At 62.3% G+C, this 7,425-nt stretch carries 7 protein-coding genes and 1 pseudogene; all 8 read right to left on the bottom strand.

What is annotated here, in order from left to right; genetic code table 11:
- Positions 1-160: 160 nt before the first annotated feature.
- Complete coding sequence (gene sufA / locus AC0L2A_RS35555) at positions 161-541, bottom strand: Fe-S cluster assembly scaffold SufA (RefSeq protein WP_128168442.1); 381 nt, start codon at positions 539-541, stop codon at positions 161-163.
- Positions 542-630: 89 nt separating this feature from the next.
- Positions 631-1,023: an SUF system Fe-S cluster assembly protein gene (locus tag AC0L2A_RS35560; RefSeq protein WP_473612854.1), complete on the bottom strand. Its 393-nt coding sequence runs from the start codon at positions 1,021-1,023 to the stop codon at positions 631-633.
- Between the two features lie 5 nt (positions 1,024-1,028).
- A complete protein-coding gene (locus AC0L2A_RS35565; RefSeq protein WP_473612856.1) occupies positions 1,029-2,270 on the bottom strand; it encodes a cysteine desulfurase in 1,242 nt (413 codons plus the stop codon).
- 181 nt (positions 2,271-2,451) lie between these two features.
- A complete protein-coding gene (sufD, locus tag AC0L2A_RS35570) occupies positions 2,452-3,720 on the bottom strand; it encodes a Fe-S cluster assembly protein SufD (RefSeq protein WP_473612857.1) in 1,269 nt (422 codons plus the stop codon).
- Positions 3,721-3,763: 43 nt separating this feature from the next.
- Positions 3,764-4,519 (bottom strand): Fe-S cluster assembly ATPase SufC, encoded by a 756-nt coding sequence (gene sufC, locus AC0L2A_RS35575; RefSeq protein WP_023798289.1) that lies wholly within the window; start codon positions 4,517-4,519, stop codon positions 3,764-3,766.
- Positions 4,520-4,549: 30 nt separating this feature from the next.
- Entirely contained in the window at positions 4,550-6,067 is a 1,518-nt protein-coding gene (sufB, locus tag AC0L2A_RS35580; RefSeq protein WP_027154150.1) for a Fe-S cluster assembly protein SufB, read from the bottom strand.
- A gap of 185 nt (positions 6,068-6,252) precedes the next feature.
- Positions 6,253-7,383: a cysteine desulfurase family protein gene (locus AC0L2A_RS35585; RefSeq protein WP_473612858.1), complete on the bottom strand. Its 1,131-nt coding sequence runs from the start codon at positions 7,381-7,383 to the stop codon at positions 6,253-6,255.
- Positions 7,349-7,425, bottom strand: a pseudogene (locus AC0L2A_RS35590) (alpha/beta hydrolase); the annotation flags it as partial. The pseudogene AC0L2A_RS35590 and the gene AC0L2A_RS35585, both read right to left, overlap by 35 nt.

The following is a 7,425-nucleotide window of genomic DNA, read 5'->3' on the forward strand; positions in this document are numbered from 1 at the left end:
TCACCCGGATTGCCAACCGAATTGCGAAGGGCAATTCGGGGCAATCCGACCTCTCCCCGAGGGGAGAGGAGGTCGCCAGCGGTGATGCCAACCTCTTCTCCCCAGCGGGGAGAAGGTGGCCCGAAGGGCCGGATGAGGGGGACATGGGGAGAAGGGAAGATCAGGCCGATGCGCGCGCCTCGGCCAGGGCCTTCAGATCGGCCGGCTTGAGCTCCACCGATTCGCCGCAGCCGCAGGCCGAGCTCTGGTTCGGGTTGCGGAAGGTGAAGCCGGTGCGCAGCGTCGTCTGCTCGAAATCCATCTCGGTGCCGAACAGGAAAAGCGCCGCCTCAGGCGCGACATAGACATGGGCGCCGTCGCGCTCGATATGATCGTCCTTGGTGTTGGGCTCGGTCACCAGATCGACCGTATATTCCATGCCGGCGCAGCCGCCCTTCTTGATGCCAAGGCGAATGCCATGCGCATTCTCACGGGTCGCGACGATCTCGCGAACCCGATCGGCAGCCCTTTCGGTCATCGTGATGACGGCGAAGCGTCCCATTCTTTTTCTCCGCGTTCGCGCAGGTTCAAGGCCTGCGGAATGAGTCTTCACCTAAAATGGTGAAGTTTTCTGCCTGGCGCAAGTGCGCCTCAATACCAGCCCACCGCGACCTGCGCCTCTTCCGACATGCGGTCGGGCGACCAGGGTGGATCGAAGGTCATGTTGACCTCGACGCCGGAAACGCCTTCGACGGCGCCGACGGCATTTTCCACCCAGCCGGGCATTTCGCCGGCCACCGGGCAGCCCGGCGCGGTCAGGGTCATGTCGATCTTGACCGAGCGGTTGTCCTCGATCTCGATCTTGTAGATCAGGCCGAGCTCATAGATGTCGGCCGGGATTTCCGGGTCGTAGACCGTCTTCAGCGCCGAAACGATGTCGTCGGTCAGCCGTGCCAGTTCGTCGGCGGGAATGGCCGAGGCGGAAACCACCTCATTGGTTACCGTTTCCGACGTGGTCTCAGCGGTGTGGCCTGCATCATCCATGATCGTCATCCGAAGAACTTTCGCGCTTTTTCGAGCGCATCGGCCAAAGCGTCGACTTCGGCCCTGGTGTTATACATGCCGAACGATGCCCTGCATGTGGAGGTTACGCCAAAACGTTTCAACAGCGGCTGGGCGCAATGGGTGCCGGCGCGGACGGCGACGCCCTGCCTATCGATCACCATCGACACGTCGTGGGCATGAATGCCCTGCAGCTCGAAGGAGATGATGGCGCCCTTGTCCGGCGCATCACCGAAGATGCGCAGCGAATTGATGGCGCGCAGCCGCTGATGAGCATAGTCCCTCAGATCGGCCTCGTGGGCGGCGATGCGCTCGCGGCCGATCTTTTCCATATATTCGAGCGCCGCACCCAGCCCGATCGCCTGGACGATCGGCGGCGTGCCGGCCTCGAAACGGTGCGGCGGATCGTTGTAGGTGACGATGTCTTGCGTCACCTCCTCAATCATCTCGCCGCCGCCCATGAACGGGCGCATGCGCTCCAGCATGTCCTTCTTGCCATAGAGCACGCCGATGCCCGAGGGCCCATAAACCTTGTGGCCGGTGAAGACGAAGAAATCGCAGTCGAGGTCCTGCACGTCGATCGGCATGTGCACGGCGCTCTGGCTGCCGTCGACCAGCACCGGAATGCCGCGCGCATGCGCGATGCGGACGATCTCCTTGATCGGCGTCACCGTGCCCAGCGCATTCGACATGTGCGTGATGGCGACCAGTTTTGTGCGGTCGGTCAGCCGTTTCTCGAACTCCTCGATGTGGAAGATGCCGAGATCGTCGACCGGCACCCAGACCAGCTTCGCGCCCTGCCGCTCGCGGATGAAATGCCACGGCACGATGTTGGAATGGTGTTCCATGATCGACAGGACTATTTCATCGCCCTCGCCGATATTGGGCATGCCATAACCATAAGCAACGGTGTTGATCGCCGCGGTCGTGTTCGAGGTGAAGACGATGTTGTCGGTATCAGGCGCGTTCAGAAATCTTTGCACAATCTTGCGCGCGTTCTCAAAGGCGTCGGTTGCCGCATTCGACAGGAAATGCAGCCCGCGATGGACGTTGGCGTATTCCTGGGCGTAGGCGTGCTGGATGGCGTCGAGTACGGCCTGCGGCTTCTGCGCCGAGGCGCCATTGTCGAGATAGACCAGCGGTTTGCCATAGACTTGCCGCGACAGGATCGGAAAGTCGCGGCGGATCGCCTCGACGTCATAGGGGATGTTTTCGACTTTCTGGTCCATTTCGAAGTCCTTGCTGCGCCGCGTTCCTTCCAGCACCCCTCATCCGTCGCCTTCGGCGACACCTTCTCCCACAAGGGGAGAAGGTAAAGCGCCTTACCTTCTCCCCTTGTGGGAGAAGGTGGCCGAGCGGAGCTCGGTCGGATGAGGGGTGTTGGCGGAAGCGCCAAACCCTCACCCACTGTCACCCGTGCGCCGCGAACCAGCCGTCGAGCCTCGTTTCCAGCGCCTCGACGATCGCCTCGTCGTCGAGTTCCTCGATCACCTCGGCGACGAACGCCTTGACCAGTAGGCCACGAGCGGCCTTCTCGTCGATGCCGCGCGCCATCAGGTAGAACAGGTGGCTGTGGTCGATCTCGGTGACGGTCGCGCCATGGCCGCAGACGACGTCGTCGGCGAAGATTTCGAGCTCAGGCTTGGTTGAGAACTCGCCGTCATCCGACAGGAGCAGCGTGTTGCAGGCCATCTTGGCGTTGGTCTTCTGCGCGTATTGGTGGACGTTGATGCGCCCCTGGAAGACGCCGCGCGCTCTTCCCGTCACCACGTTGCGGATCACTTCCGTCGAAGCCGTGTGCGGCACCGCATGGTCGAGCACCATGGTCACGTCGGTATGGGTATCACCAGCAAGCAGGTTGATGCCGCGCAGCGTGAAATCGGCGCCTTCGCCTGTCGTTCTGACCACGATCTCCTGGCGCACCAGCTTGCCGCCGGCATTCATCACGAACAGCGTCAGCTTCGCATTTTTGCCGAGATGCGCCTTGAACTGGGCAAGATGCGTCGCTGTATCCGACTGCTCCTGCACGATCAGCCAGGTCACCTCGGCGCCCTCGTCAAGCAGAAGCTGGCTGACCGAACTGACGAGTGCGGCGCCCTCGCCCGCCTGGCGCTCGACGATCACGGCCTTGGCGCCGGCGCCGACGCGGACGCTGAGGCGGACATGCGTCTGGCCGCCGGCCTGCAGGTTCTGCAGTTCGATCGGCTTGTCCAACTCGGTGCCGTCGGCAATGTCGACAAAATAGCCGTCGGCAACGAAAGCGGTGTTCAGCGCGCCGATGGCATCGTCGGCGCCATAGAGGTCGAGGCCCGGTGCGATGCTGCCGTCGGTCAGCTTCTCCGACAGGCGCTGCACAGCGATGCCCTCGATTTCAGGCATTTTCGCACTCGACACGCCGTTGAGCACCGGCAGGACAGCGGATCCTTCGACGACAGGCGCAATGGCTTTTGGGGCGGCTGCGGGATCGAAATCCGGAACCGAAGTCAATAGGCGGCGCAGGTCGGTGTAGTGCCAGGATTCGATGCGCCGCGTCGGCAGGCCGCTCTTGATCGCCTCGATGGCGTCGTCGCGCTTCAGCATCACCGTGCCGTCGCCGGGCAGCAACGACAGCCGGTCGCTGAAGGCGTCGATCAGCGCCGTTTCGGCCGGCGTTCGCTGGGGTGTCGTATGTATATTCATCGGTCTCGCCTTGTTTGGCTTGCCTTCTTGGCCTTCTGGCATCTCACGCAGCTTGGCCGATCACGCCGGCATAGCCATTGGCCTCGAGGTCGAGCGCCAGCGACTTGTCGCCCGACTTGACCACCTGGCCCCTGTACAGCACGTGCACACTATCCGGCACGATGTACTGAAGCAGGCGCTGGTAGTGGGTGATGATGACGATGGCGCGGTCCGGCGCGCGCAACGCGTTGACGCCTTCCGAAACGATCTTCAGCGCATCGATGTCGAGACCTGAGTCTGTCTCGTCGAGCACGCACAGCTTTGGCTCCAGAAGCTTCATCTGCAGGATCTCGGCGCGCTTCTTCTCGCCGCCGGAAAAGCCGACATTGAGCGGCCGTTTCAGCATCGCCATATCCATGTCGAGCAAGGCGGCGGCGTCCTTCACGCGCTTCAGGAATTCGGGGATCTTCAGCGGCTCCTCGCCGCGGGCCTTGCGCTGCTCGTTCATCGCCACCTTCAGGAATTCCATCGTCGCCACACCGGGTATCTCCATCGGATACTGGAAGGCGAGAAAAATGCCTGATGTGGCGCGCTCGGCAGGATCCATTTCGAGGATCGACTGGCCGTTGTAGAGGATGTCGCCTTCGGTGACTTCGTAGTCCTCGCGCCCGGCGAGGATGTAGGACAGCGTCGATTTTCCCGAGCCGTTCGGCCCCATGATGGCGGCGACCTCGCCGGCTTTCACCGTCAGGTTCAGGCCGCGGATGATCTCGGTGCCGTCGTCGACGATGCGAGCATGCAAATTTCTGATTTCAAGCATTTTTTCTTTTCCTGAAAATTTTCTGTCCGGTCAGCCGACCGAGCCCTCGAGGCTGATCCCAATCAGCTTCTGCGCCTCGACCGCGAATTCCATCGGCAGTTGCTGGATGACGTCCTTGACGAAGCCGTTGACGATCAGCGCGATCGCCTCTTCTTCGGGAATGCCGCGCTGCATGACGTAGAATTTCTGGTCCTCGGAAATCTTCGACGTCGTCGCCTCATGCTCGAACTGTGCCGTCGCGTTCTTGGCTTCCATGTAGGGCACGGTGTGCGCGCCGCACTGGTCGCCGATCAGCAGCGAGTCGCAGTTGGTGAAGTTGCGGGCGTTGGTCGCCTTGCGGTGCGCCGAGACCTGGCCGCGATAGGTGTTCTGCGAGAAGCCGGCGGCGATGCCCTTGGAGATGATGCGGCTCGACGTGTTCTTGCCGAGATGGATCATCTTGGTGCCGCTGTCGACCTGCTGGTAGCCGTTCGACACGGCGATCGAATAGAACTCGCCGCTGGAATCGTCACCGCGCAGGATGCAGCTCGGATATTTCCAAGTGATCGCCGAGCCGGTCTCGACCTGCGTCCATGAAATCTTCGAACGGTGGCCGCGGCAGTCGCCGCGCTTGGTGACGAAATTGTAGATGCCGCCCTTGCCTTCGGCGTCGCCGGGGTACCAGTTCTGCACCGTCGAGTATTTGATCTCGGCATCGTCAAGCGCGATCAGTTCGACAACCGCAGCGTGAAGCTGGTTCTCGTCGCGCTGCGGCGCCGTGCAGCCTTCGAGATAGGAGACGTAGGCCCCCTCCTCGGCGATGATCAGCGTGCGCTCGAACTGGCCGGTGTTCTTCTCGTTCATGCGGAAATAGGTCGACAGTTCCATCGGACAGCGCACGCCCTTGGGCACGAAGACGAAAGAACCGTCGGTGAACACCGCCGAATTCAGCGTGGCGTAGAAATTGTCGGAGGTCGGCACCACCGAACCGAGATATTTCTTCACCAGTTCCGGGTGCTCGCGGATGGCTTCCGAGATCGAGCAGAAGATGACGCCGGCCTGTGCCAGTTCCTTCTTGAAGGTGGTGACAACGGAAACCGAATCGAACACCGCGTCGACGGCGACGCGGCCCGACTTGTAGACATTGTCGCTGGCTTCCTCGAGTTCCGACGCGTCGGTCTTCTGCACGCCAGCTAGGATCTCCTGTTCCCTCAGCGGGATGCCGAGCTTTTCATAGACCCTCAACAGTTCGGGATCGACGTCGCTCAGCGATGTCGGTCCCGGCGTGCTCTTGGGCGCCGCGTAATAGTAGAGGTCCTGGAAATCGATCTTCGGATAATGGACGCGCGCCCATTTCGGCTCGTCCAGCGTCACCCAGCGCCGATAGGCTTCCAGACGCCATTCCAGCATCCAGGACGGCTCGTCCTTCTTCGCCGAAATGAAGCGGATAATGTCTTCGCTCAGGCCCTTTGGGGCCTTGTCCATCGCGATTTCGGTCTGGAATCCGTATTTGTATTGGTCGACGTCGATCTTTCGGACCCGATCGATCGTGTCCTGCACAGCAGGCATCAGCGTTCTCCATCCACGCCGGGGTCAAGGCCCGGCAGTTTTCAAACTATGGCACCGCGAAACGAGTGCCCTTGGGCAACCGAGGCGGCGTAAGTTCCATATAGTGCGTCCCTGCCGGGAATTCACCCGGCCACCATGAAACGCACGGCTCTACCAGGCCAAAAGCCTGCGTTTGTTTGCCGCGCTCAGGCGGCTTCTTCCCTGCCTGCGCGGCGTGAGGCAATGCCTGCCAGCGCTGCGCGGAACAGTTCGATGTCCTCGGCGCTCGTTGCGTGGCCGATGGACACGCGCAAAGCGCCAAGGCTGTCATTGTATCCCATGGCTTTCAGCACATGGCTCGGGCCGACCTTGCCCGACGAACAGGCGGAACCGGCCGACAGCGCCACGCCCGCCAGATCGAAGGCGATCTGCGCCGTCTCGGCCTTGATGCCGGCAATAGCAAAGAACGTCGTGTTGGCAAGCCTTGGCGCGCCGGTTCCGAAGATTTCCGCATCCGGCACCAGTGTTTTCACGATGGCCTCGATCTCGTCGCGGCGGCTGCCGACCGCTTCGATGGTCTTCATCCCGATCAGGGCTTCGCGCGCCGCTGCGCCAAAGCCGGCGATCGCGGCCAGGTTTTCGGTCCCGCCACGATGACCCTTTTCCTGGCCGCCACCTGATATCAAGGGCCTGGGCATCATCAGGTCCGCGGCGGCGATAATGGCGCCAACGCCCTTGGGACCGCCGATCTTGTGCGAAGACAGAATCAAGTAATCGGCATAACCCGCTGACATATCGAGCGGAATGCGACCGGCTGCCTGCACGGCGTCGACGACCAGGATGCCGCCTGCCGCTTTGACGATTTCGGCGATGCGCTCGACCGGTTGGATAACGCCGGTCTCGTTGTTAGCGGAATGAATCGCCACCAGCGGCAGGCCGTCCGCCTTGTCATGACGGCCAAGTGCCGCCGCCAGCGCGTCCAGCCTGACAATGCCGTCGGCGTCGACGCCGATGCGTGTTACCCGGGCTGCCGGAAAGCGCCCGCCGTTCAGCACACAAGGATGATCGGCTTCGCAGACATAGAGCCGGCTCACGCGGACAGCGCCGCGCCCCATCTGCCAATCCGGCGTCAGCAGCGTCGAGGCGGCTTCCGTCGCGCCGGAGGTGAACACGACATGCTCGGCGCCGGCGTTGACCAGCGCCGCCACGTCGCGCCTTGCATTCTCGATCAGCCGCCGTGCGGCGCGGCCCTCGGCATGGACCGACGATGGGTTGGCGGCGGTGTCGAGCGCGGCAATCATTGCCGGACGACGGGCAGGGCGCCAGGAACGAGAAATCATAGGTGTTGGGCTGCGGCGCGATCGAGATGAAGCCTTCGA

Source organism: Mesorhizobium sp. WSM4844, assembly GCF_055811775.1.